We start from the raw sequence: 22,387 nt of genomic DNA, 5'->3' as shown, positions 1-22,387 counted from the left end.
GGACGACGGGGGCGGCGCAGTACACCGAAGGATGCAGTCACGGATCGTCACCGGTGACGAGGTATAGGCGCGCAGCGGACGGGAGGCTGGAACCAGCCGTCGAGGAGTCGGCGCCGATGTCGCCGGACCAGCCGGCCGGAAGGGAGAGACCGTGCTCGTCACCTTGATCATTGCCTGCGAGGTCGGCTTCTGGGTGTTGCTGGCCGGCGGACTCGCACTGCGCTACCTCGCGCGGATGCCCCGGCTGGGGGCGGCGGTGCTGCTGTGCGAGCCGCTGCTGGAGCTGGTGCTGCTCGTGGCCACCACCCTGGACCTGAAGAACGGCGGCGAGCCGAGCTGGCGGCACGGTCTGGCCGCCGTCTACATCGGCTACACCGTCGGCTACGGCCACTACACCGTGAACTGGCTCGACCGGCACGCGGCGTACCGTTTCGCCGGCGGTCCGAAGCCGCCCGGCGCCGGGTACGGCATGGAGCGCGCCGCACACGAGTGGAAGCTGTGGCTGCGGACCCTGGCCGGCGCCGCCGTCGCCGTCGCCCTGCTGCAGGGCGCGATCTGGTTCGTGGGCGGCGCGGCGGACACGTCCGCGCTGGAGGCGTCCAGGTTCGCCGTGCTGCGGGTCGTGGGCATCCACGCGATCGTGGCGGCCACGTACACGCTCTGGCCCCGCAAGGCCCCGTCGGTGGCCGGGGCCCCGGACTCCGGCCTGGTGGGGAAGGAGCGCTAACCGCGCTCACCGCCCGGCACCCACAGCACGTCCCCGACCTCCTTGTTGGCCGTACGGGCCAGGATGAACAGGAGGTCGGAGAGGCGGTTGAGGTAGGTGGCGGTCAGCGGGTTCATGACCTCGCCGTGCACCTCCAGCGCCGCCCAGGTGGAGCGCTCGGCGCGGCGGACCACGGTGCAGGCCTGGTGCAGCAGCGCCGCGCCGGGGGTGCCCCCGGGCAGGATGAAGCTGCGCAGCTTCTCCAGCTCCGCGAGGAAGCGGTCACAGTCCGCCTCCAGCTTGTCGACGTACGCCTGCTCGATGCGCAGCGGCGGGTACTCCGGGTTCTCCACGACCGGGGTGCACAGGTCCGCGCCGACGTCGAACAGGTCGTTCTGCACCCGCACGAGGACCTTCACGACTTCCTCCGGGAGGCCGCCGAGGGCGATCGCCGTGCCGATGGCCGCGTTGGCCTCGTTCGCGTCGGCGTACGCGGAGATCCGCAGGTCGGTCTTGGCGGTACGGCTCATGTCACCGAGGGCCGTCGTGCCCTTGTCGCCGGTGCGGGTGTAGATGCGCGTGAGGTTCACCATGCGGCCAGCCTAGTGAGCCCCGCCGGGGGCGGGAAGCGAACTCCGCGGCGGGCGGGGTGCGGTGGACCGTCCCGGTGTGATGTCCGTCATCTGAGACGTGACGCGTGTTACTTCGCGGTCACACCACCCCTCGCGCCCGCTAGTCTCCGGCCGAGAGGCTACGAGACTGGCCGTTTGAAGAACGAGGGGTGTGCAGTGGCTGGGAAGCTCGCCGTCATCGGTGCGGGGCTGATGGGTTCCGGAATCGCTCAGGTCTCCGCTCAGGCGGGGTGGGACGTGGTGCTGCGGGACGTCACCGACGCCGCGCTGACCCGCGGCACCGACGGCATCAAGGCCTCGTACGACAAGTTCGTCTCCAAGGGGAAGATGACGGCCGAGGACGCCGAGGCCGCGCTCGCCCGCATCACCACGACCACCGACCTGGACGCGGTCGCCGACGTCGACATCGTCGTCGAGGCCGTCTTCGAGAAGCTGGACGTCAAGCACGACATCTTCCGCGCGCTGGACAAGCTGGTCCGCGAGGACACGATCCTCGCCTCCAACACCTCCGCCATCCCGATCACCAAGATCGCGGCGGTGACGGAGCGTCCGGAGCGGGTCGTCGGCGCCCACTTCTTCTCGCCCGTCCCGATGATGCAGCTGTGCGAGCTCGTCCGCGGCTACAAGACCAGCGACGAGACCCTCGCGACGACCCGGGCGTTCGCCGAGTCCGTCGGCAAGACCTGCATCGTCGTCAACCGCGACGTCGCCGGCTTCGTGACGACCCGTCTGATCTCGGCCCTGGTCGTCGAGGCCGCGAAGCTGTACGAATCGGGCGTCGCCTCCGCCGAGGACATCGACATCGCCTGCAAGCTCGGCTTCGGCCACGCGATGGGCCCGCTGGCGACCGCCGACCTGACCGGCGTCGACATCCTGCTGCACGCCACCAGCAACATCTACACCGAGTCCCAGGACGAGAAGTTCGCGCCGCCGGAGCTGATGCGCCGCATGGTGGACGCCGGGGACTTCGGCCGCAAGACCGGCCAGGGCTTCTACAAGCACTGAGCCGCCGGGGCGCGGACGCCTCCGGGACCGGGCGCCACTGAGCACCAGTTCGAACGCTCCGCCTCGCGAGTGATTTAGGTATCGGTTCGCTCACGGTCGGCAACTTCACCGCCCATGCGGCAGTCAGTTCCAGTGAGAGTTGCCGACCACGGACCAGTCGGACCATACGTACGCAAGGACTGCCGGGAGCGCATATGCACATCAGGGGCGACCACGCCGAACTGGCCGTCGGGGGCCGCCTCGACGTGCGCAGCGCGGCTGACGCCCGTGCGGCCCTGCACACCGCCCTCGACGACGGCCACGGCGACCTCGTGCTCGACCTCACCGGGCTCGACTCTTGGGACGCCACCGGCCTCGGCGTGATCATGGGAGCCCACCGGCGGGCCGGCCGGTCCGGCCGCCGCCTCGTCCTGCGCGGCGTGCCGCCGCAGATGCAGCGGCTGCTCGTCGCCACCCGGCTCCACCGGATCCTCGCCATCGAGGGCGGCTTGGAAGCGGAATCCCTCCCGAGGGTCTGACACCCCCCGCCGACCGCTTTGTCCTGCGGAAACGTAACGGTCCGGCGGATAACGCACCCCTGCGGTTCCGTGCACCGCCGGCCACCGTCTAGGGTCGGGCGGAGGCCGGACCCGTAACACCAGCGGAATGTGCGAAGGCCGGCAGCATTACGGCAAGGGCGCAGGACGCGATCGGGGGACTTGGTCATGGACCGCACGCAGGGGCAGGCCGAACCGGTGGAGCGCGCCGCGGCGGGCTCCGGACCGCACACGGCACCCACCCCCGTGGCCCGGATCACCACCCTCACCGCGGGCGAGTACACCCTCACCGTCAACCCCGTCGACGGCAGCGAGATCCAGCCCCGCCGGCCCGGCACCGGCGCAGGCCGCCCCGCCCGGCGCGACGCGGCGGCCCGACGCGAGCAGGACGCCGCCGGGCGCCCGCCCGCACTGCCCGGCCCCGCCCCCTTCACCCCGCCGCTCCTCGCGCGCGAGGAGGAACGCGAGCGCCTCGCAGGGCTGCTGAGCCGCGGTCGCTCCGTACGGCTGACCGGACCGGCCGGCTCCGGGCGCACCTCCCTGCTCGACGCGGTCGCCGCCGACTGCGCCGGACTGGCCCCCGACGGCGTCGTCCGGCTCTCCGGGTACGGACACCAGCAGCCGGGCGAGCTGCTGCACGCCCTCCACGCGGCCGTGTACGACGCCTCGGCCGAGCGGCCCGAACGGGACGAACTCCTGGCCCGCGTGCGGGACATCGGAGCCATCGTGCTCCTCGACGACCTGGAGATGGGCGGCAGCGCCCTGGAAGAGCTGCTGCGGGCCACCCCCGAGTGCGCCTACCTGCTCGCCACCACCCCCGACACCGCCCCCTGCGACGACGCACACCTGGAGGAGGTGTTCCTCGGCGGCCTGAGCCGCTCCGACTGCCTGCAGCTGCTCGAAGCGGGCGTCGGCCGGCCGCTCACCGACGAGGAGACCGCCTGGGCGGAAGACCTGCGCTTCGCCTCCGAGGGGCTGCCGTTGCGCTTCGTCCAGGCCGCCGCGCTGCTGCGCCGCCGCGACGAGCTCAACCGGGGCCGGACCGAGGACGACGACGAGGAGCCCGGCGTCTTCGAGGAGCGGCCCCGCGACACCGCCGCGGTACCGCTGCCGACGCTGGCCGAGGGCGCGGCCCCGGCCGAGCTGATCGCCTCCCGGGTCAGCGAGTCGGCCCGGGCCGCGCTGCGGATCGCCTGCGCGCTGGGCGGGGAGCTCCCGCACCACGCCCACCTGCCGGCCCTGGTGGGGGACACCCACGCCGACGCGGCCGTCGCCGAACTCCTCGGCAGCGGGCTCGTCACCCCGGTCGGCCCGCGGTACCGGCTGGCCGCCGGGGTCGCCCGGCAGCTGGAGGGGGCCGGGTACGGGGACACCGCCGCGGAGGAGGCCCGTACGGCCGCCCGCCACTACGCCTGGTGGACCGGGCACTCCTCGGTGACCCCGGCGCGGGTCGCGGCCGAGGCGGACGCGGTGCTGTCGGCGCTGGGCGGGGCCGACGTGGTGGCCGCCGTCCTGCTGGCCCGCAGTGCGGCGCCCGCGTTCGCGGCCTCGCGGCACTGGGAGGCCTGGGAGCGGGTGCTGCGTGCGGGCGCCGAGGCCGCGCGGAAGGCCGGGGAGGTCGCCGAGCAGGCCTACTTCCACCACGAGTTGGGTGTGCTCGCCCTGTGCGAGGGGCGGCTGGACCGGGCGCGGGCCGAGCTGGAGGCGTCGATCGGCCTGAAGGGAGCCCTGGCGGACAAGCGGGGCACCGTGGCGGGCCGGCGGGCGCTGGCGCTGGTCACCGACCGCGAGGCGGCGGGCGTGGCCGCGTCCCCGCCGCTGCGGCTGGCGGCCCCGGCCGACGCACCCGCGGCGTCCGTGGCGTCCGTGTCGTCCGCGGCGCCGACCCGCCCGGCCGTCGCGCCGCAGGCGTCCCCGTCCGGAGCGGCCCCGTCGAAGCCTTCCGCGGCGCCCGCGGGCCGGTCCGTCCTCCCGCCCGCGGGCCGGTCCGCCTCCCCGGCTGCGGCCCGGCCCGGCACGCCGCCGCCCGCTCCGGAGGCGGCGACGGCTGCGCTGCCCGCGTCGGAGGCCGTCACCACCGCCCTGCCCGCGACCGGGGCGGCGACCACCGCGGTGCCGGTGATCCGCCGGTCCGCGGCGCCGGCCAGCCTGTCGGAGGTGTTCGAGGAGGCCTTCCCCCTCGACCCGAAGCCGACCGCGCCGACGCGCCCGGTCCCGCCGCCGCTCATACCGCCCCGCCCCGCGCCGCGCCCGGACCGGCAGCGCCGCAAGCCGGTGCTGTTGGGGGCCGCGGGAGTCCTGGCGGCGGTGGTGCTGGGTACGGTGGTGGGTCTGGCGATGACCTCGTCCGAGGCGGAGGAGTCCGGCAGCGGTCCGGTGACCCAGTCGACCCCTGCGCCGGCCGCGCCGGGCACGGCGAGCACCGGAGGGAACGATCCTGCGCCGGAGCCGGGGGCCTCGGCCCCGGCCGCGGCGCAGTCCGGCCCGGCCCGGCCCGGCCAGAGCGCCTCCCCGACCACGTCGGGTTCCGCCGCTCCCTCGCGCCGACCCTCCTCGGCGGTGCCGCCGCAGCAGACGCCCTCGTCGGCGAAGCCGACGCCCACGTCCCCGGCCCCGAGCCCGACCGCCACTGCGTCCCCGTCGCAGTCGCCGGCCCCGTCCCCCACGGTCACCACGACCGCCGGGACGGGCTCGGCCACCACGACCGCCGGGACCAGCCCCGCCGCGCCGTAGCGCCGGCGCAGCCGGGACTGCGGACCGCCCCGCCGCCGGCTGCCGCCCGGAGCAGCTGGCTGCCGCCTAGAACAGCCGGAGCTTGTCGTCCTCGATGCCGCGCAGGGCGTCGTAGTCCAGTACGACGCACTCCATGCCGCGGTCCGTGGCCAGGACGCGCGCCTGCGGCTTGATCTCCTGGGCGGCGAACACGCCGCGGACCGGAGCCAGGTGCGGATCGCGGTTGAGCAGCTCAAGGTAGCGGGTCAACTGTTCCACGCCGTCGATCTCGCCGCGGCGCTTGATCTCGACCGCCACCGTCGCCCCGTCGGCGTCCCGGCACAGGATGTCGACCGGGCCGATCGCCGTCATGTACTCGCGGCGGATCAGGGTGTAGCCCTCGCCCAGCGTGTCGATGCGGTCGGCGAGCAGCTCCTGGAGGTGCGCCTCGACACCGTCCTTGATGAGGCCGGGGTCGACGCCCAGCTCGTGGGAGGAGTCGTGGAGGACTTCCTCCATGGTGATGATGAGCTTCTCGCCCGCCTTGTTGACGACGGTCCAGATGCCGGCCTCGTCGCCGGTCCCCTCTTTGAGGGTGCACGGGGGCGACATCCAGTTGAGCGGTTTGTACGCCCGGTCGTCCGCGTGGACGGAGACACTGCCGTCAGCCTTCACGAGGATCAGACGGGGTGCCGAGGGCAGATGGGCGGTGAGCCGGCCCGCGTAGTCGACGGAGCAGCGGGCAATGACGAGACGCATGGACGGCAACGCTACTCGACCGACCCGCCTCCACGCGATTCGCCCCCGAAAGCCCCGTTCGCCGATGGCGCGTTGTATGCGCATTCTCCTGGTGCGGCACCCAGCGGGCGCCTACCGTGGAAGCGGGAGGTCGTCGAGCGTGCACACTGCGTCGCCGGTCCCCGTCCCTGCCCGTAAGACTCCGGCTACCCAGAGGACCGGGGTCGCGAGAGGAGAACCCATGTCGCTCGACGTCTCACCGGCCCTACTCGAACAGGCCGAGCGAGGCGAGGTCGACGAAGCCGCCTTCGTCGACTGCGTCCGGACCTCCCTGCCCTTCGCATGGGAGATGATCAGCTCGCTCGTGGCACAGCTGAAGGTGGACGGCGGGGACTTCGCCGACAACCAGACGCCGCCGCCGGACGAGCACGCGCGCGGGCAGCTGCTGCGCGCGCTCGCGAGTGACGCGATACGGGGTGCGCTGCAGCGGCACTTCGGGGTGCGCCTGGCCTTCCAGAACTGCCACCGCGTGGCGGTGTTCCCGCTGGACGCGTCCGCAGACGACCGGCTCGCCAGGTTCACGTCGGTCCGCGCCCAGCTGCTCAACCAGTCCCCGGAGCTGCGGGACTGCTAGCCCGGCGTACGGCACGACCGGCCCGACCGGCCCGACGCGCGCCACGACCGCGGCCCCTGGTCCCGGTACCGCCACCGGCCCGGCACCGCCACCGGTTCGACCTGCACGACCGTACTTTCGCTGCCGCTCCGTATCGGGGGAGGTGCCACGGATACCGGAGCGGCAGCCCAGGCAGCGGGGGAAGGCCGGCGCCAGGACCCGCGCCGTCCGCGGGCCGGGGCCGCCGGACGGCTGCCTCAGCCGATGCGGGGCAGTACCTCGGCACCGAGGCGCCGTACGTTCTCCTCGGTCGCGGCGAGGTCGCCGGAGCCCTCCATCAGCAGGGCGAACCGCGTGATGCCGGTCCGCTCGGCCGTCGCGGCCAGCCGCTCCGCCGCCCGCCGCGGGGTACCCACCGGGTGCAGGTCGCACAGCAGCTCGGTGTACGCGACGGGGTCCCGCATCGCGCGCGTCCGGCCGTCCACCGTCACGTGCGCGTCCAGGCCCTGCCGCAACCAGCCCGGCATCGCCTTCGTCAAGGTCTCGCGCGCGTCCGCGGTGCGGTCCGCGAGCTGGCACACCCCGGCCGACACGTGCGGGGCCTGCGGGTCGTGACCGGCCGCGGCGGCCGTACGGCGGTAGAGCGCGACCATGTCCGCCTTGTCCTCGTCCCCGCAGTGCATGCCGAGCAGCATCGGCAGTCCCCGCTCCGCGGCCAGCCGCACCGACGCGGGGGAGGTGCAGGCGACGATCACTTCCGGCCCCGATCCGTCCCCGTCCAGGGCCTCCGCCGGCCGCGGTACGACGGCCACTTCGCGGAAGACGTGCCGCTCGCCGATCGCGGCCACCCGCGGCTCGGTGAGCCATCGCCGGAGCACGTCCAAGTCCTCGGGGAAGCAGTTCTCGTACGCGCGCAGGCCGCCACCGAAGACCTCCAGGTCCACCCAGGGGCCACCCCGGCCCACCCCGAGGGTGAAGCGGCCGCCGGAGGTGAGGTGCAGCAGCGCTGCCTGCTCGCCGAGGGCCACCGGGTGCGTGTTCGGCAGCACGCTCACTGCCGTGCCCACCCGCAGCCGCCGCGTCCGCCCCAGCAGCAGGGCCGCCAGGGTGACCGCCGAGGGGCACACCCCGTAAGGGACGAAGTGGTGCTCGGCGAGCCACACGGAGTCGAGTCCGGCCTCCTCCGCCACCTCCGCCGTGCGCACCGCCCGGTGCAGCGTCTCCCCCTGCCCCTGGCCCGGGAACTGGGCCGCCACTACAAACGCTCCTACGCGCATCGCCTTAGCCTCCTCGTTGGCTGACGCGGCCTCCCCAGGTACGACCGGCACTTCTGATGGCAACAACGTCTGACACGTGCCAAAGGCACGGCCCGATACGAAATTATTGGGATAGTCAGGCCGGTTGTCCTCGGCGGGCGGTCCACCGCCGGCCCTTCTCCGCCACCCTGCGTGGAGGCGCCCCCGCTGCGCGTAGTCTGGGTGGAAGTCACTGCCGTCCGCCGATTCGTGAGGTATACGTGTCACCGCGCCACAACCGCCCCAAGGGCGGCGGGAAGTCAGCCGGCCGTGCGGCGGCGGGTTCCGACTCCGGCCCCGGTCCGGCGGCAGCCGACCGGTTCGGGCTGGAGCGCACGGAGGAATACCTCGGCGAGGACTGGAAGGTCCGTCACGTCGCGGGCGCGAGCGCGGTGGGCAAGCGCTACCGCTGCCCCGGCTGCGACCAGGAGATCCCTTCCGGCACGCCGCACCTGGTGGCCTGGCCCGAGTACGGCGGCGTGGACGACCGCAGGCACTGGCACAAGGCGTGCTGGAACGCGAAGGACCGCCGCACCACACGGGTGCAGCGGTCCAAGAACGCCCCGAGGTACTAGCCGGGAGACGGCCTCGGCCTACACGTCGCGGCGGCCGACGACCACGTACGAGCCGGCCACTGCGGCGCCCGTCACCAGCAGGATCAGCAGTATGTGGGACAGGTCGCTGGGGAGCCGCTCGCCCTCGATCCCGTTCGGCATCCCGAACAGCTGCATCAGTGCGACCGGGGCGTTGTACTCGAGGATCGTGCGGCCGATCGGGGCCAGGCCTTCCCAGGCGGTGAGCATCCCCCCGGCCACCGGCGGGACGGTGACCACCCCCAGCATCACGGCGATGGCGCCGGCGGAGTGCCGCAGCATGGCGCCGACGGCGAGGCCGATCACCCCGAGGAGGGTGACGTACACGCAGCCGGCCAGGGCGTGGAACCACTCCCCGGCGCCGTGCCGTCCGCCGCTGCCGTCGCGCAGGATCAGGGAGGCGATCCCGACCGCCGCGACGGAGCCGGCGACGGCGGCGAAGGCGACCCCGGCGAACACGAGGTACTTCGCGGTGAGTACGCGGGCCCGGCCGGGCGCCGCGGTGAAGGTCGTCCGGATCAGCCCGGTCCCGTACTCGGAGGTGATCGTCAGGACGCCGAGCACCATCACGGCGACCTGACCGATCAGCAGCCCGAACAGGGCGGGCGCGGTCGGCGGTGTGAGCGTGTCGGCGGTGCTGCGGATCTCGATGACGGCGAGCAGCCCGATGCCGACGACGAGCAGGACGAGGGAGCCGAGCGTGAACAGGGTGGAGCGCACCGAGACCAGCTTCGTCCATTCCGAGGCGATGGCGTGGCCCAGGTGTGGCCGGGGCGCGGGCAGCGGCGAGACGTAGCTCTCCGAGCGGGCGGCCGACCGGGCGGCCGACCGGTCTTCCGGCCGGTCCTGGGACTGGTCCTTCGGCTGGTCCGCGGTGGACGTGGGGCCGGTCATCGGGTGTCCTCGCGGGTGTCCGTGGGGGCGTGGGGGGCGGTGCCGGCGAGTTCGGCCGGGCTGCCGGGCATCAGGAAGGGCTTGCCGCCCGTGCCGGGCGGCGGGGGAGCGAAGAAACCGTCCTGCGGAACCTCGGGCGCCGGGAGCTCCTCTTCCCAGACCGGCAGGGCCAGCGGGTCCGCTTCCCACAGCTCCGCCCGCGGGTCCTCGCTGGAGGTGTACTCGACGGCGGACTGCGTCAGCCGCATGTAGGCCTCCTCCAGCGAGGCCCGGTGCGGGGACAGCTCCCACAGCCGTACGCCGGCTCCGTGCGCGAGGTCCGAGATGTGCGGCAGCTCCAGGCCGGTCACCCGCAGCGCCCCGTCGGACTCCTGGAGCACCCGGCCGCCCGCCCCGGTCAGGGCCGCTGCCAGCGCGTTCCGGCCATCCGCTGCGGGTCCGGCCGCGCGGACCCGCGCGAATCCGGCCGAGTTGTGCGCGATGAACTCCTGGGTGCCCATGTCGGCGAGGAGCCGGCCGCGGCCGATCACGATGAGGTGGTCGGCGGTCAGGGCCATCTCGCTCATCAGGTGCGAGGAGACGAAGACGGTGCGGCCCTCGGCGGCCAGCCGGCGCATGAGGTTGCGGACCCAGAGGATGCCCTCGGGGTCGAGCCCGTTGACCGGCTCGTCGAAGAGGAGCACCTGGGGGTCGCCGAGCAGGGCGGTGGCGATGCCGAGCCGCTGGCCCATGCCGAGCGAAAAGCCCTTCGTGCGCTGCGCGGCCGCGTCCTGGAGGCCGACCACGGCCAGCACCTCGTCCACCCGGCGCTCGGGGATGCCGGACAGCTGGGCGATGGAGAGCAGGTGGGTGCGGGCGCGGCGGCCGCCGTGCACGGCCTTGGCGTCGAGGAGGGCCCCGACGTGCCGCTGGGCGTTCGGCAGCTCGCGGAAGGGACGGCCGTTGATCGTGACGTGGCCCGACGTGGGCCGGTCCAGGCCGAGGATCATGCGCATGGTGGTGGACTTGCCTGAGCCGTTGGGACCGAGGAAGCCGGTCACATGGCCGGGCCTGACCTGGAAGGACAGCTGGTCGACAGCGGTCTTGGCGCCGTAGCGCTTGGTCAGCCCGACTGCCTCGATCATTCCTCAGCCCCTTGCCCGCTGGACGGCTTTCGTCCGAGTTAAGGATTAAGAGGATATCGAGGAGGCTCCGGTTCCATCCCTCCCCGATCCCTGAGCTGCCCCTGACATCGGACCCGGGGAAGACCCGTAGTACGGCGGGTGTCCGCCCTGAGGCGGATCACGAGGTGGGGTCCGTCCTGAGACGGACCCCACACCGCGGCGGCGTCAGGCGTCGCGGTTCTTCAGCACGAGGAAGCCGCCGACCACCGCGGCGAGCGCCCACGCGACCATGATCGCGAAGCCGCCCCACGGGCCGTACGGCGGCTCGCTGCCGTCCATGGTGATCTGGACCGTCTGCATGATCTGGCTGCCGGCCTGGTTGGGCAGGTACTCGGCGACCTTCTTGGTGGCGTCGACGGAGCTCAGGATCGGCGAGATGAGGAAGAAGAGCGGCAGCAGGATCCCGAGGGCCAGCATCGAGCTGCGCAGGATCATCGTCATGCCCATGGAGAACAGGGCCAGCACGGCCATGTAGAGACCGGCGCCGACCACTGCGCGCAGCACGTTCGGCTCCCCGATCGCGATGCTGTGCTCGCCGAGGAGGGACTGCCCGATGAAGAAGGACGCGAAGCTGGTGACCATGCCCACGATGAGGGCGAGGGCGGTGGCCGCGGTGAGCTTGCCGGCCAGGAAGCTGCCGCGCCGCGGCACGGCGGCGAGCGAGGTGCGGATCATGCCGGTGCTGTACTCGGTGCCGACGACCAGGACGCCGAAGACGATGACGGCGGCCTGACCGAGGGTCATGCCGGCGAAGCTGGCCATGGTCGGGTCGAAGGTGAGCTGCTGCTCCTTCGGCATGTCCTCGAAAGTGGAGTCGACGAAGCCGCACAGCAGGGCGCTCAAGCCGACCGTGACCACGAGCGCGGACGCCAGGGTCCAGACGGTCGAGGGGACGGTACGGATCTTGGTCCACTCGGACTGGAGGATCGCGGGGAAGGACATGTCACTGCCCGCCCTTGCGGTCGGCCCCGTAGCCGGCACCCCGCGCGGGGGCGCCGGCCGGGACCCGGTCGTCGGCGGCGGCACCGGGGCCCGGCAGTGCCGAGCCGGGGCTTCCGGGGGCATGGGCGTGGTACTCGACCGAGTCCGCCGTCATGCGCATGAACGCTTCCTCCAGTGAAGCCCGCTGCGGGCTGAGTTCGTGCAGCACGATCCCGTGTTGGGCGGCGAGTTCGCCGAGCCGTTCCGAAGCCACCCCGTCGACCTCCAGCGCACCGGTGTCCGGGACGCCGACCGCGTCGATTCCGGCCCGGTGCAGGACGTCCTTGAGCTGCTCCGGCTGCGGCGAGCGCAGCCGGACGAAGCTGCGGGAGTTCTGGTGAATGAAATCGGCCATCGACATATCGGCCAGGAGTCTGCCCTGGCCGATGACGATCAAATGGTCCGCCGTCAGCGACATTTCGCTCATCAGGTGTGAGGAGACGAAGACCGTCCTGCCCTCGGCGGCGAGTCCCTTCATGAGATTGCGGATCCAGAGAATTCCCTCCGGGTCCAGACCATTGACGGGCTCGTCGAACATCAGGATTTCCGGGTCCCCGAGCAGGGCGGCAGCGATTCCCAGCCGCTGGCCCATTCCGAGCGAAAACCCTTTCGATTTCTTCTTCGCCACGGGCGTCAGCCCGACGAGATCCAGAACCTGGGCGACCCTGCTCGTCGGGATCCGGTTCGACTGGGCGAGGCAGAGCAGGTTGTTGTACGCGCTGCGGCCACCGTGCATCGCCTTCGCGTCCAGCAGGGCACCGATGTGCTTCAGCGGCTCCGACAGGTCCCGGTAGTGCTTCCCATTGATCCTGACCGTCCCGCTCGTCGGGTTGTCGAGGTCGAGCATCATGCGCATGGTGGTCGACTTGCCCGCCCCGTTGGGGCCGAGGAAGCCGGTCACCACCCCCGGTCTGACCTGGAAGCTGAGGTGGTCGACGGCGGTCTTCGCGCCGAATCGTTTGGTAAGGGCCTCAAGCTCGATCATGCGGCTCACGCTAGAACGCCAGAGGGCCCCACGCCACCTCGAAAGGGTGACAAGGGGCCCTCTTGCATGACGTTTCGCTACCGGCGAGTAGACGGTGTGTCAATCGCCCGTACGGAGAAGCGGCGTGGTAGGACGCGCACCGTGACGCCGGGGCGAACCGGTGGAGGCGGCGTCAGCGGCTCTGCTGTGCCGGAACGCCGCGGACCGGCTCGTCGTCCATCGGGGAGCCGGCGGCGGCCACGGCCGCACCGGTCAGCGTCGCCAGCATCTCACGGACGTTGGTCAGCTGGGCGTTGATCGAGTCGCGGCGGTTGGTGAGCGCCGCCAGTTCGCGCTCCGACTCGCTGCGGATCCGGTCCGCCTTGGCGTTGGCGTCGGCCACGATGTCCTCGGCCTGGCGCTGCGCGGTCTCCACCGTCTGGCGGGCCCGCCGCTCGGCGTCCGTACGCAGCTTCTCGGCCTCCAGGCGCAGCTGCTCCGCACGGTGCTCGATCTCCGCGAGGCGCTTCTCCGCCTTGGCCTGGCGCGAGGCCAGGTCGCGCTCGGACTGCTCGCGGCGCTTGGCCAGGTTCGTCTCGAAGTCGGCGGCGGCCTGGGCGGCCTTGGCGCGGGTCTCCTCGAACAGGGCGTCGGCCTCCTCGCGCTTGGAGGCGGCGTCCTTCTGGGCCTCGGCGCGCAGGGTCGCGGCGTCGCCCTTGGCCTTCTCGACGATGCGGACGCCCTCGTCCTCCGCCTTCGCCTTGCGGTCGGCCGCGAACGACTCGGCGTCGTTGCGCACCTGCTGGGCCGCCGACTCGGCCAGCTCACGGTGCTGCTCGGCCGCGCGACGGGCCTCCTCGCGCAGGTCCTTGGCCTCCTCCTCCGCCAGCCGCAGGATCTTCTCGACCCGGGCCCCGAGGCCCGCGTACGAGGGCTCCGCCTCGCTCACCTGGGCCTGGGCGTTCTGCGTCTCTAGGTGCAGCTCCTCGATCCGCTTTTCCAGGGCACTGATACGTCCAAGGGCGCTGTCGCGGTCGGAGACCAGCTTGGCGATGCGGTCGTCCACCTGACCGCGGTCGTAACCACGCCGCACGAGCTCGAAGCCGAAGGGGGAGGAAGTGTCGCTCATGGGGTTCCTGTCGATGAGACCGATGAGGTGCTACGTGAGAGGTGTTAGGGGAATCCTAGGCGCCCAACCGGCGTGTCATCGAGTCAATCGGCGTTTGATCTGGAGAATGACACCCCTTTTGAGTGGCAAGGCGGCAGAATGCTTGTCACTCGTTCGCCTGAACCTCCATCAGGTGCACACAATGCGTCCGCCCGTGGGCTACTCCGACGACTTGCCACCCGAACGAGTGGACCCCGCACCGGCACCGGCCTTCATGCCGCCCGAACCCTGGCTGCCGATCGACGGCTTTCCGCCCGTGGGCGCCTCGAAAGATTCCAACGCCTCAAGAACGTCCTGGACACGGGAAATCTCCGCCTGGATGTCCTCCCGCCTGCGCACCAGGACCTCCAGCTCGCGCCGGCCCTCCTCGACGATCCGCTCGGCCTCCTCCTTCGCCTCCGCCAAGGCGGCCTCCGCCAGCCTGGAGAGCTCGGCCTTCTTCTGCTCCGCCTCCTTCAGCAGCGTCTCCGCCTTGCGGACCGCCGCGATGCGCACCTTGCTCGCCTCGCTGCTGGCGTCCGACACCAGCGCCTTGGCCTTGGCCTCGGCCTCGGCGCTCTGCTCGGTCGCCGCGCGCACCAGCTTGTCCACGCGCTCGCCGGCCGACTTCATCTGCTCGGCCGTCTCCCGGCGGGCCCGCTCGTGCAGCTCCTCGATCTCGCTCTCGACCCGGGAGCGCAGCTCCTCCGCCCGTTCCCTTATGGCGGCGGCGTCCGAACGCGCGCCGACCAGCAGTTCGTCCGCGTCCGTGCGGGCCTTCTCCACCAGGGAGTTGCCCTCGACCGTGGCCTCCGCGGCGATCCGCTTCGCCTCCTTGCGGGCGGCGTCGACCATCTGGTCGGCCTGCTCCTCCGCGGCCGTCGTCGCTGCCACGGCCTGCGCCAGCGCGTCCGCGGCGAGCTTGTCCGCCTCGGCCGCCGCCTCCGAGATGAGCCGGTCCACCTGCTCCGCGGCCTCGGTACGCCGCTTGCCGGCCTCCTCGCGCGCCTCGTCCAGCAGCTGCTCGGCCTCCTCGCGCGCCGCGGTCAGGGTGCGCTCCGCCTCCGCGAGCGCTTCCGCCTCGACCCGGTCGGCCTCCGAGCGGGTGCGTGCCGCGTGCTCCTGCGCCGAGGACAGCGCCTCCGTGGCCTCAGCGCGCAGTTGCTCGGCCTCGGCCGCGGCCTCGCCGACCGTGCGCTCGTTGTCCCGGCGGGTCTGCGCCGTGAGCTTGTCCGCCTCGGCCGCCGCCTCCGTGATGAGCCGGTCCGCCTGCTCGGCCGCCTCGGACCGGAGCCGGCCCGCCTCGGCGCGCGCCTCGTCGAGGGTCTGCTGCGACTCCCGCTCGGCGCTCTCCAGCGTCTCGGCCGCCGCGGCCGTGACCCGGTCCGCCTCTGCGGTGGCGTCACCGACGATCCGGCCGCCCTCCGCGCGGGCGTCCTCCAGGACCTGCGCCGCCTCCGTGCGCAGCCGCTCGGCCTCCTCGGCCGCCTCGCCGACCGTCAGCTCGTTGGCCGCGCGCACCTCGTCGACCAGGCGGTCGCCCTCGTTGCGCGCGTCGACCAGGACGCGGGCCGCGTCCCGCTCGGCCGCGGCCATCGTGTCGGCCGCCTGCCGGGTGAGCTTGTCGGCCTTCGCCTCCGCTTCGGTGCGCGTCTTCTCGTTCGCCGCGCGCGTCTCCTCGGTGAGGCGCTCCGCCTCGGACGCGGCCTCGGTGACGAGCCGGTCCGCCTGCTCCGCGGCCTCGGTACGCAGCCGGTTGGCCTCCGACCGGGCCTCGTCCAGGACGCCCGCGGCCTCGATACGGGTGGCCTCGGCCACCTCCTCGGCCTCGGTCGTGAGGCGCTCCGCCTCCGCGGCCGCCCCGGCCACGGTGGCCTCGTTGGCCGCGCGCGTCTCCTCGGTGATCCGCTCGGCCTCCGCCGTCGCGTCGGCGACGATCCGCGCACCCTCGGCGCGCGACGCCTCCAACGCCTCCCCGGCCTCGCCGCGGATCCGGTTCGCGTCGTCGCGGGCATCGGCCCGGGTACGGGCGGCGTCGCGCTCCGCCGCGGCCAGCGCGTCCGTGGCCTCCGTACGCACCCGCTGGGCGTAGTCGGCGGTGTCGGTGCGCAGCTGCTCCGCTTCGGCGATCGCTTCCGCGACCGTACGCTCGGCCAGCGCCTTCGCCGCATCGGTCTCGGTACGGGCCTCGGTGCGGATCCGGTCGGCGTCCTCGGTCGCCCGCTCGCGCTCCTCGTACGCGTCGGCGCGGACGCGGGCGGCCTCCTCCTCGGCCTCCGTCCGGGTGCGTTCCGCCGCGTGTTCGGCGGCGCTGCGCAGCCCGGCGACCTCCTCCTCGGCCTGCTCGTGCAGCCCGGCCACGGAGTCCCGTACCTGCTGGGCGGTGGCCTCCGCCGCCGACACCAGCTCCGCCGCGCGCCGCTCCGCCTCCTCGGTCAGGCGGGCCGCCTCGGCCTGCGCCTCCTCCGTGCGCTTGCGGGCCGCGGCCAGCAGCTCTTCGCTCTGCTCGCGGGCCTGGGCCCGCTCGCTGTCCGCGTCGGTCCGCGCCGACGCCAGCGTCTCCTCGGCCTCCCGGCGACGCCGGGAGGACTCCTCCTGCGCGGCGGCCAGCGCCTCGGCCGCCTCCTCGGCGACCCGCTCGGCGGCGGCCTTCGCCTCGGCGCGCAGCCGGTCCGCGGTCTCCTTGGCCTCCGTGCGGACCCGCTCGGCCTCGGTCTCCGCCTCCGTGCGCAGCCGTACGGCCACCTGCTCGGCCTCGGCCCGTGCCCGGCCGGCATCGTCCGCGGCCTCGGTGCGCAACCGGTCGGCCTCCGCCTCCGACTGCTCCCGCAGGCTGCGGATGCGCTCCGCCGCCTCGGTGCGCAGCCGGTCGGTCTCCTCCCCGGCCTCGCGGCGGATGGCCTCGGCCGCGCCGCGGGCGTCACGCAGCGTCTGCTCGGCCGTGGCCAGCCGGTTCTCGGCCTCCGCGTGCAGACGGGTGAGCTCCTCCTCGGCCTCGGCGCGCTTGCCGGCCAGGGCCTGCTCGGTCTCCTCGCGCCGGGCGCGGGCCGCGGCGTCCGCCTCGGCGCGCACCGCCTCGGCCTGCTCCTCGGCCTCGGCGCGCAGCCGCTCGGCCTCGGCGCGGGTCCGCTCCAGGGTCTCCTCGGCCTGCCGGCGCAGGGTGGTGGCCCGCTCGACGGCCTCCGCGCGCACCCGCTCGCTCTCCGCGGTCGCCCCGGCGCGCAGCTCGTCCGCGTCCGCCTTGGCCTTGCCGAGCAGCTCCTCGGCGGTCTTGGCCGCCTCCTCGATCTGCTGGACCGCCTCGCGGCGGGCCTCGCCGCGGATCCGCTCGCCCTCGGCCACCGCCTCGGCGCGCAGCTGTTCCGCCTCGCCGCGCAGCCGCCGCGCCTCCTCCTGGAGTTCGACGGTGCGGGCGCGGTACTCCTCGGTGTCGTCCTTCGCAGCGCCCTTGAGCTCCGCGGCCGTGGCCGCGGCCTGGGCGCGCAGCCGCTCCGCCTCCGCCTCGGCCTCCCGGCGGATCCGCTCGGCCTCCTCGGACGCGGCCCGGGTGGTGGCCTGCGCGTTCTCGGACGCCTTGGTCAGCATCTCCTCGGCCGTACGGGCGGCCTTCGCCAACTGGGCGGCCGTGTCCTCGGCCGCCGCGGCGCGGGCCTGCTCCGCGGCCTCGGCGCGCTGCCGCTCCACGTCGGCGCGGGCGTCGGCGAGCACCTGCTCGGCCTCGGCCTTGAGGGTCTCGGCCTCCTTGGTGGCCTCGCCGACCAGCCGGGCCACCTGCTCCTTGGCGGTGCGGGTGCGCTGCTCGTTGACGGACTCCGCCGAGGCGAGCTGCCGGGCGGCGCTCTCCTTGGCCTCGGCGAGGAGCCGCTCCGCCTCGGCCCGCGCCTCGCGCAGGGCTCCGTCGGCCTCCTGGACCCGCTGCTCGGCGACGCGGCCGAGGTCCAGGGTCTGCTGCCGGGTCTGCTCGGCCTCGGCGGTGGTCGCCGAACGCAGCCGTTCCGCGTGCTCGGTGGCCTCCTGGGCCTGCGTCGAGGCGGCGGTCAGTAGCCGCTCCGCCTCCTTGCGGGCGCGCAGCAGCGTCGCCTCGGCCTCGGCGCGGGCGGCCTCGGCGTCGGCGGCCAGGCGGCGGCGGGTCTCCTCGGCGACGCGGGCGGCCTCGGCCCGGGCGGCGTTCAGGGACTGCTCGGCCTCGGCACGGGACTCGTCCATGAGTCGGCGGGCCTGGGACTCCGTACGGGCGCGCAGCTGTTCGGCCCAGGCGACGTTCTCGTTGACGTGCGCCTCGACGGTCTGGCGGCGCTCGTTGAGCTCCTGGTCCAGGCGCTGACGGCGGTTGACGGCCTCGGCGTGCAGCTCGGCCTGCAGCCGGGCCTGGTGCTCGGCGTGCTCCTGCAGGATGCGCTGGGTCTGCGCCCGGGCCTCGCGCAGTTCGCGCTCGGCGTCCGAACGCATCTGGTCCGCCTGGATCTGGGCGTTGCGCAGCAGCTGCTCCGCCTGGTATCCCATGTCCGCGCCGTCGTACGCGGGCCGGGACGCGAGGGCGCGCCGCACCTCGTGCAGCTTCGCGCGCAGGACCTCGACCTGGTAGCCGAGGTCCTCGGCGTGCTGGACGGCTTTTCCGCGCTCCTTCTTGAGCCGCTCCATCTCCGCTTCGAAGAGCGAGAGATGATCGGCTTCAGCCTGAAGGCTCTCCTGGCTTTCGTAGCCCCGCACAGCGCGGTCCCATCCGTCCCCTGGTCGCAAGCTCACTCCCAAATGAGCACCGTCCGCCCGCTGAACGGCGCCCCCGGGGGAATGGTGTCAGATACCCGGGCAGGGGTCACAGGCCCCGACCCTGTCTGAAGCACCGAACCCCGGCCGAGCCACGGCCACTCTACCGGCCGGGGAATGGGGACATCAGTGCGTGCTTCCACTGATCCCGGGCGCGGTTGCCCGTGAGGACCCTCCGCGGGTGCCGGAGAGGGCGGAGCGGACGGGCAAGGACGCCCCTTGAGGGTGGATTTGCGATGTTCGCATGGATGGATCCGGGGTGGGGCCAGCGGTTCCGGTTCGCATCCGGCCGTGCAGGTCACGCCGTTGCCGGTGCCCGGGGACGGTGCGGATCCGGGCGGAAGGCTTCCCGCGCACCGCTCGGCATGTGATCAAAAAAACGTGCGGCGCGTACTGGGCCCTCCGGACCGGAGGGCGCGAACGTCGCCGCCACGGGTGACGCGGACGGCCGGATGCGCGCGGCACGCCACGGGCGGTGGTGTGCCGCACGCGAACCCGGCGGCTCCGGGGCCGATCAGCCCTCGTGCCCGGCCGCCTCCGGGTGGGAGGTGACCAGCTCGGTGAGGACCCCGTGGCAGTCCTTGGGGTGCAGGAAGGTGATCGAGGAGCCCATCGAGCCGCGGCGGGGCTCGTCGTACAGCACCCGGACGCCCTTGCCGCGGATGGCTTCGGAGTCCCCGCGGACGTCCTCCGTGCCGAAGGCGATGTGGTGCACGCCCTCGCCGTTCTTGGCCAGCCACTTGGCGACCGTGGAGTCCTCGCGGGTGGGCTCCAGCAACTGCAGGTAGGAGGCGCCGCCGTCGGAGGTCCCGTTGATCTTGAGCATGGCCTCGCGGACGCCCTGCTCCTCGTTGACCTCGGTGTGGAACACCTCGAAGCCGTACGTGGCACGGTAGAACTCGACGGTCTTGTCCAGGTCGAAGCAGGCGATCCCGATGTGGTCGATTCTTGTCAGCATGGAACCAGTGGACCGCCGCGGGCGGCGGTCACGCAACGTGCCAGCGATCACACCGACTGCCCGATGACGGCGCGGGTACCGCTCAGTACATTCAGGTAAACCCTCGTTCACTCCTCATCCTCAAGGGGCTGTGCTCCATGTCCGGAACGAACAACACCACGTCCGTGATCGTCGCCGGGGCCCGCACGCCCATGGGGCGGCTGCTCGGTTCGCTGAAGTCCTTCTCGGGTGCCGACCTCGGCGGGTTCGCCATCAAGGCCGCCCTGGAGCGGGCCGGCATCGCCGGCGACCAGGTCCAGTACGTGATCATGGGCCAGGTGCTGCAGGCCGGCGCGGGCCAGATCCCCGCCCGCCAGGCCGCGGTCAAGGCCGGCATCCCGATGAACGTGCCCGCCCTGACGATCAACAAGGTCTGCCTCTCCGGCCTCGACGCGATCGCCCTGGCCGACCAGCTCGTCCGCGCCGGGGAGTTCGACATCGTGGTCGCGGGCGGCCAGGAGTCCATGACCAACGCCCCGCACCTGCTGCCGAAGTCCCGCGAGGGCTTCAAGTACGGCGCGATCGGCATGCTCGACGCGATGGCGTACGACGGTCTCACCGACGCCTTCGAGAACATCGCGATGGGCGAGTCCACCGAGAAGCACAACGCCCGCCTCGGCATCGAGCGCGGTCCGCAGGACGAGTTCGCCGCCAGCTCCCACCAGCGCGCCGCGGCCGCCCAGAAGAACGGCGTCTTCGAGGCCGAGATCACCCCGGTCGAGATCCCGCAGCGCAAGGGCGACCCGGTGCTGTTCAGCCAGGACGAGGGCATCCGCCCGGAGACCACGGTGGAGTCCCTGGCCAAGCTGCGCCCGGCCTTCGCCAAGGAGGGCACCATCACCGCCGGCACCTCTTCGCAGATCAGCGACGGTGCGGCCGCCGTGGTCGTGATGAGCAAGGCCAAGGCCGAGGAGCTGGGCCTGGAGTGGATCGCCGAGATCGGCTCCCACGGCAACGTGGCCGGCCCGGACAACTCCCTGCAGTCGCAGCCCTCGAACGCGATCCTGCACGCCCTGAAGAAGGAGGGCCTGGAGGTCTCCGACCTCGACCTCATCGAGATCAACGAGGCCTTCGCGGCGGTCGCCGTGCAGTCAATGAAGGACCTCGGCGTGACCCCGGAAAAGGTGAACGTCAACGGCGGCGCCATCGCCCTGGGCCACCCGATCGGCATGTCCGGTGCCCGTGTGGTGCTGCACCTGGCGCTGGAGCTGGGCCGCCGCGGCGGCGGCGTCGGCGCGGCCGCGCTCTGCGGCGGTGGCGGCCAGGGCGACGCCCTGATCGTCCGGGTCCCCAAGGCCTAGTAACCCCCTGCCCGTACCCGGCGTCCCGCGCCGGGTACGGGCGCACCCCATCCGCATCCGCGGCGAGAACGAGGAGCGCAGCACGCATGACGGTGGACGTCCCCCAGCTGGTGGCCCAGGCGCGCGACGGCAGGCCCAGAGCGGTGGCCCGGCTGATCTCGCTGGTCGAGGGGGCGTCCCCGCAGCTGCGCGAGGTGATGGCGGCGCTGGCCCCGCTGACGGGCGGGGCGTACGTGGTGGGCCTGACGGGCTCCCCGGGCGTCGGCAAGTCCACCTCCACCTCGGCACTGGTGTCGGCGTACCGCAGGGCGGGCAAGCGGGTCGGCGTACTCGCCGTCGACCCGTCCTCGCCGTTCTCCGGAGGCGCGCTGCTCGGCGACCGGGTGCGCATGTCGGACCACGCCTCCGACCCGGGCGTGTACATCCGCTCGATGGCCACCCGCGGCCACCTGGGCGGCCTCGCCTGGGCGGCCCCGCAGGCGATCCGGGTGCTGGACGCGGCGGGTTGCGACGTGATCCTGGTCGAGACGGTCGGCGTCGGACAGTCGGAGGTGGAGATCGCCTCCCAGGCCGACACGTCCGTGGTCCTGCTGGCTCCCGGGATGGGCGACGGTATCCAGGCCGCGAAGGCCGGCATCCTGGAGATCGGCGACGTGTACGTGGTCAACAAGGCCGACCGGGACGGCGCCGACGCGACCGCCCGGGAGCTGAACCACATGTTGGGCCTCGGCGAGGCGCGGGGGCCCGGTGACTGGCGGCCGCCGATCGTCAAGACGGTCGCGGCGCGGGCCGAGGGCGTCGACGAGCTGGTCGAGGCGCTGGAGAAGCACCGGGCGTGGATGGACGAGCACGGGGTGCTGGCCGAGCGGCGCACGGCCCGGGCCGCGCGCGAGGTGGAGACCATCGCCGTGACCTCGCTGCGGACCCGGATGGCCGACGTGCACGGGGACGCCCACCTGGGGGCCCTGGCGGCGCGGGTGGCCCGGGGCGAGCTCGACCCGTACGCGGCCGCGGACGCCCTGCTGGCCACCCTCACGGAGGGCTGAACCCGCTCGGGCCGTCCCGGCCCGCTCGCGGCGGCCCCGCTCCGCTCCCGGGCGGCTCACCCGGACGGCTGCGCGGCCCCTGCGGGCCGGGAAGGGGCGAACGTAGACTGGCGACGCCCGGAATGCCCGGTATCAGCCCACCGAGGGAGTGGCGTCATGGCGAAGCGCGGCAACAAGAAGCGAGCGCGCAAGAAGAAGAAGGCCAACCACGGGAAGCGCCCCAACGCCTGACCGCGGCCCCGGCCGGAACCACACAGGAGCCGCACCCCGTCACGAGGTGCGGCTCCTGTGGTGTGT

General features: G+C 73.2%; 19 protein-coding genes. 9 read left to right on the top strand and 10 right to left on the bottom strand.

What is annotated here, in order from left to right:
- The first annotated feature begins 151 nt into the window (after nt 1–151).
- Nucleotides 152–727, top strand: a complete 576-nt coding sequence (locus ACFV7Q_RS00880) for a hypothetical protein (RefSeq protein WP_385422133.1) — start codon at nt 152–154, stop codon at nt 725–727.
- Here the strand turns inward: ACFV7Q_RS00880 and ACFV7Q_RS00875 are convergent.
- Complete coding sequence (locus ACFV7Q_RS00875) at nt 724–1,299, bottom strand: cob(I)yrinic acid a,c-diamide adenosyltransferase (protein ID WP_385422131.1); 576 nt, start codon at nt 1,297–1,299, stop codon at nt 724–726. The two genes, ACFV7Q_RS00880 and ACFV7Q_RS00875, sit on opposite strands and share 4 nt — an antisense overlap.
- Before the next feature lie 195 nt (nt 1,300–1,494).
- Between ACFV7Q_RS00875 and ACFV7Q_RS00870 the strand changes: the two genes are divergently transcribed.
- The 3 genes from ACFV7Q_RS00870 (at nt 1,495) to ACFV7Q_RS00860 (ending at nt 5,612) form a co-directional block, all read left to right on the top strand.
- Entirely contained in the window at nt 1,495–2,343 is an 849-nt protein-coding gene (locus ACFV7Q_RS00870) for a 3-hydroxyacyl-CoA dehydrogenase family protein (protein WP_385422129.1), read from the top strand.
- 194 nt (nt 2,344–2,537) lie between these two features.
- On the top strand, nt 2,538–2,861 hold the full coding sequence (locus ACFV7Q_RS00865; RefSeq protein WP_385422127.1) for an STAS domain-containing protein: 324 nt from the start codon (nt 2,538–2,540) through the stop codon (nt 2,859–2,861).
- 186 nt (nt 2,862–3,047) lie between these two features.
- Nucleotides 3,048–5,612: an ATP-binding protein gene (locus tag ACFV7Q_RS00860; RefSeq protein WP_385422125.1), complete on the top strand. Its 2,565-nt coding sequence runs from the start codon at nt 3,048–3,050 to the stop codon at nt 5,610–5,612.
- Between the two features lie 66 nt (nt 5,613–5,678).
- Here ACFV7Q_RS00860 and nucS read toward each other — a convergent pair whose 3' ends face one another.
- Nucleotides 5,679–6,350, bottom strand: a complete 672-nt coding sequence (gene nucS, locus ACFV7Q_RS00855; RefSeq protein WP_385422122.1) for an endonuclease NucS — start codon at nt 6,348–6,350, stop codon at nt 5,679–5,681.
- A gap of 220 nt (nt 6,351–6,570) precedes the next feature.
- On the opposite strand from nucS, the gene ACFV7Q_RS00850 reads away from it, so the two are divergent.
- The gene (locus ACFV7Q_RS00850; RefSeq protein WP_360635747.1) at nt 6,571–6,963 is read left to right on the top strand and encodes an SCO5389 family protein; all 393 of its coding nucleotides are present in this window, start codon (nt 6,571–6,573) and stop codon (nt 6,961–6,963) included.
- Between the two features lie 236 nt (nt 6,964–7,199).
- Here ACFV7Q_RS00850 and ACFV7Q_RS00845 read toward each other — a convergent pair whose 3' ends face one another.
- Nucleotides 7,200–8,219: an LLM class flavin-dependent oxidoreductase gene (locus ACFV7Q_RS00845; protein ID WP_385422120.1), complete on the bottom strand. Its 1,020-nt coding sequence runs from the start codon at nt 8,217–8,219 to the stop codon at nt 7,200–7,202.
- A 239-nt stretch (nt 8,220–8,458) separates the two neighbouring features.
- Between ACFV7Q_RS00845 and ACFV7Q_RS00840 the strand changes: the two genes are divergently transcribed.
- The gene (locus ACFV7Q_RS00840) at nt 8,459–8,812 is read left to right on the top strand and encodes an ATP/GTP-binding protein (RefSeq protein WP_385422118.1); all 354 of its coding nucleotides are present in this window, start codon (nt 8,459–8,461) and stop codon (nt 8,810–8,812) included.
- A gap of 18 nt (nt 8,813–8,830) precedes the next feature.
- Here the strand turns inward: ACFV7Q_RS00840 and ACFV7Q_RS00835 are convergent, their stop codons facing one another.
- The 7 genes from ACFV7Q_RS00835 to mce form a co-directional block, all read right to left on the bottom strand.
- Entirely contained in the window at nt 8,831–9,724 is an 894-nt protein-coding gene (locus ACFV7Q_RS00835) for an ABC transporter permease (protein ID WP_385422116.1), read from the bottom strand.
- Nucleotides 9,721–10,848 carry an ABC transporter ATP-binding protein gene (locus tag ACFV7Q_RS00830; RefSeq protein ID WP_385422114.1) on the bottom strand — a complete coding sequence of 376 codons (1,128 nt, stop codon included), beginning with the start codon at nt 10,846–10,848 and terminating at the stop codon, nt 9,721–9,723. The genes ACFV7Q_RS00835 and ACFV7Q_RS00830 overlap by 4 nt, the downstream gene beginning before the upstream one ends.
- Before the next feature lie 204 nt (nt 10,849–11,052).
- Nucleotides 11,053–11,829 (bottom strand): ABC transporter permease subunit, encoded by a 777-nt coding sequence (locus ACFV7Q_RS00825; RefSeq protein WP_385422112.1) that lies wholly within the window; start codon nt 11,827–11,829, stop codon nt 11,053–11,055.
- A gap of 1 nt (nt 11,830) precedes the next feature.
- Nucleotides 11,831–12,853 carry an ABC transporter ATP-binding protein gene (locus ACFV7Q_RS00820; protein ID WP_385422110.1) on the bottom strand — a complete coding sequence of 341 codons (1,023 nt, stop codon included), beginning with the start codon at nt 12,851–12,853 and terminating at the stop codon, nt 11,831–11,833.
- A gap of 172 nt (nt 12,854–13,025) precedes the next feature.
- Nucleotides 13,026–13,961: a cellulose-binding protein gene (locus tag ACFV7Q_RS00815; protein ID WP_385422108.1), complete on the bottom strand. Its 936-nt coding sequence runs from the start codon at nt 13,959–13,961 to the stop codon at nt 13,026–13,028.
- A gap of 198 nt (nt 13,962–14,159) precedes the next feature.
- Nucleotides 14,160–18,689, bottom strand: a complete 4,530-nt coding sequence (scy, locus tag ACFV7Q_RS00810) for a polarized growth protein Scy (RefSeq protein ID WP_385422106.1) — start codon at nt 18,687–18,689, stop codon at nt 14,160–14,162.
- Nucleotides 18,690–19,260: 571 nt separating this feature from the next.
- Nucleotides 19,261–19,704: a methylmalonyl-CoA epimerase gene (mce, locus tag ACFV7Q_RS00805; protein WP_385422104.1), complete on the bottom strand. Its 444-nt coding sequence runs from the start codon at nt 19,702–19,704 to the stop codon at nt 19,261–19,263.
- Between the two features lie 137 nt (nt 19,705–19,841).
- On the opposite strand from mce, the gene ACFV7Q_RS00800 reads away from it, so the two are divergent.
- From ACFV7Q_RS00800 to ACFV7Q_RS00790, 3 genes are all read left to right on the top strand, one after another.
- Nucleotides 19,842–21,044, top strand: coding sequence for an acetyl-CoA C-acetyltransferase (locus tag ACFV7Q_RS00800; protein ID WP_385422102.1), 1,203 nt, complete (start codon nt 19,842–19,844; stop codon nt 21,042–21,044).
- An 86-nt stretch (nt 21,045–21,130) separates the two neighbouring features.
- The gene (gene meaB, locus ACFV7Q_RS00795) at nt 21,131–22,090 is read left to right on the top strand and encodes a methylmalonyl Co-A mutase-associated GTPase MeaB (RefSeq protein WP_385422100.1); all 960 of its coding nucleotides are present in this window, start codon (nt 21,131–21,133) and stop codon (nt 22,088–22,090) included.
- 156 nt (nt 22,091–22,246) lie between these two features.
- Entirely contained in the window at nt 22,247–22,321 is a 75-nt protein-coding gene (locus ACFV7Q_RS00790; RefSeq protein ID WP_099895366.1) for a 50S ribosomal protein bL37, read from the top strand.
- The last annotated feature ends 66 nt before the right edge of the window (nt 22,322–22,387 follow it).

This window comes from Streptomyces sp. NPDC059851, from assembly GCF_042732005.1.
Lineage (GTDB): Bacteria > Actinomycetota > Actinomycetes > Streptomycetales > Streptomycetaceae > Streptomyces.
Note: the sequence above shows the minus strand (reverse complement) of the source record. Positions and strands in the feature narration are given on the sequence as shown.

What these genes read in the sequence shown, in the direction of transcription:
- ACFV7Q_RS00815 (WP_385422108.1), bottom strand. Translation starts at nt 13,961, where the DNA reads ATGAGCGACACTTCCTCCCCCTTCGGCTTCGAGCTCGTGCGGCGTGGT.
- ACFV7Q_RS00830 (WP_385422114.1), bottom strand. Translation starts at nt 10,848, where the DNA reads ATGATCGAGGCAGTCGGGCTGACCAAGCGCTACGGCGCCAAGACCGCT.
- meaB (WP_385422100.1), top strand. Translation starts at nt 21,131, where the DNA reads ATGACGGTGGACGTCCCCCAGCTGGTGGCCCAGGCGCGCGACGGCAGG.
- ACFV7Q_RS00835 (WP_385422116.1), bottom strand. Translation starts at nt 9,724, where the DNA reads ATGACCGGCCCCACGTCCACCGCGGACCAGCCGAAGGACCAGTCCCAG.
- ACFV7Q_RS00875 (WP_385422131.1), bottom strand. Translation starts at nt 1,299, where the DNA reads ATGGTGAACCTCACGCGCATCTACACCCGCACCGGCGACAAGGGCACG.
- ACFV7Q_RS00850 (WP_360635747.1), top strand. Translation starts at nt 6,571, where the DNA reads ATGTCGCTCGACGTCTCACCGGCCCTACTCGAACAGGCCGAGCGAGGC.
- nucS (WP_385422122.1), bottom strand. Translation starts at nt 6,350, where the DNA reads ATGCGTCTCGTCATTGCCCGCTGCTCCGTCGACTACGCGGGCCGGCTC.
- ACFV7Q_RS00865 (WP_385422127.1), top strand. Translation starts at nt 2,538, where the DNA reads ATGCACATCAGGGGCGACCACGCCGAACTGGCCGTCGGGGGCCGCCTC.
- ACFV7Q_RS00825 (WP_385422112.1), bottom strand. Translation starts at nt 11,829, where the DNA reads ATGTCCTTCCCCGCGATCCTCCAGTCCGAGTGGACCAAGATCCGTACC.
- mce (WP_385422104.1), bottom strand. Translation starts at nt 19,704, where the DNA reads ATGCTGACAAGAATCGACCACATCGGGATCGCCTGCTTCGACCTGGAC.
- ACFV7Q_RS00820 (WP_385422110.1), bottom strand. Translation starts at nt 12,853, where the DNA reads ATGATCGAGCTTGAGGCCCTTACCAAACGATTCGGCGCGAAGACCGCC.
- ACFV7Q_RS00845 (WP_385422120.1), bottom strand. Translation starts at nt 8,219, where the DNA reads ATGCGCGTAGGAGCGTTTGTAGTGGCGGCCCAGTTCCCGGGCCAGGGG.
- ACFV7Q_RS00800 (WP_385422102.1), top strand. Translation starts at nt 19,842, where the DNA reads ATGTCCGGAACGAACAACACCACGTCCGTGATCGTCGCCGGGGCCCGC.
- ACFV7Q_RS00860 (WP_385422125.1), top strand. Translation starts at nt 3,048, where the DNA reads ATGGACCGCACGCAGGGGCAGGCCGAACCGGTGGAGCGCGCCGCGGCG.